The organism is Rhizobium cerradonense (assembly GCF_030182455.1).
Taxonomy (GTDB): Bacteria; Pseudomonadota; Alphaproteobacteria; order Rhizobiales; family Rhizobiaceae; genus Rhizobium.
In genome coordinates this window covers 1-620 of record NZ_JAQJCK010000087.1, presented here as the reverse complement: position 1 = coordinate 620, position 620 = coordinate 1, and the positions used below count along the sequence as shown (strand labels likewise).

Below are 620 nucleotides of genomic sequence, written 5' to 3'. Positions count from 1 at the left end.
CTAGTACCGTTCCGCAGAGATTCTGACGGGTTGAGCTATCGCAAGATTGGCAGCGCTTCGGGTTGTACGAGCAATTGAATGCTTCGCGCTACTCCAGGCTGGCGTTGAATGAGACCGGCCTTTTCCAGGGTTATCACCATCTGGTGTACAGACGGTGCGGTCACCTCAAAGTGGCGACGCATGTCCGCTTCTGCCGGGGAGCGTTTGAAGATCCTGGTGTAGGCATAAATGAAGGCCAGGTATTGGCCCTGCAGCTGCGTGAACTGTGGCGCTCCGGCAGGAGGCTCTTTGCCAAACGTTTGATTCATTTGAGTTTAACCTGTGTTTCATCGCATCAGGAGGCTCAAATGAATATAAGATATCATGTGGAACTCAACCAGCTTGAACGTGAGCAACTGAACGCTCTTTTGAGCGGTGGCCGTCACTCGGCGCGCAGGCTCAAGCGTGCACAAATCCTGTTGGCGGCGAATGAGGGTGTGAGCGACGAGGTCATCGCTGCGACTTTGAATGTCAGCGGATCGACCATCTATCGCACCAAGCGCCGCCTGGTAGAGGCCAATCTCGAAGGCGCGTTGAGTGAGGAGCCACGGCCCGGCGTTGCCCGCAAACTATCAGCCAAG

General features: G+C 55.5%; 2 protein-coding genes. One reads left to right on the top strand and one right to left on the bottom strand.

The features are described 5' to 3' along the window. Positions 1 to 35: 35 nt before the first annotated feature. Complete coding sequence (locus PH547_RS33820) at positions 36 to 308, bottom strand: LexA family protein (RefSeq protein ID WP_065091992.1); 273 nt, start codon at positions 306 to 308, stop codon at positions 36 to 38. On the opposite strand from PH547_RS33820, the gene PH547_RS33815 reads away from it, so the two are divergent. Continuing rightward, positions 243 to 620 (top strand): helix-turn-helix domain-containing protein (locus tag PH547_RS33815; RefSeq protein ID WP_285170497.1); only part of this gene is annotated, 378 nt, incomplete at its 3' end. The genes PH547_RS33820 and PH547_RS33815 overlap by 66 nt on opposite strands.

Coding starts and splice junctions, on each gene's coding strand:
- PH547_RS33820 (WP_065091992.1), bottom strand. CDS start 308: ATGAATCAAACGTTTGGCAAAGAGCCTCCTGCCGGAGCGCCACAGTTC.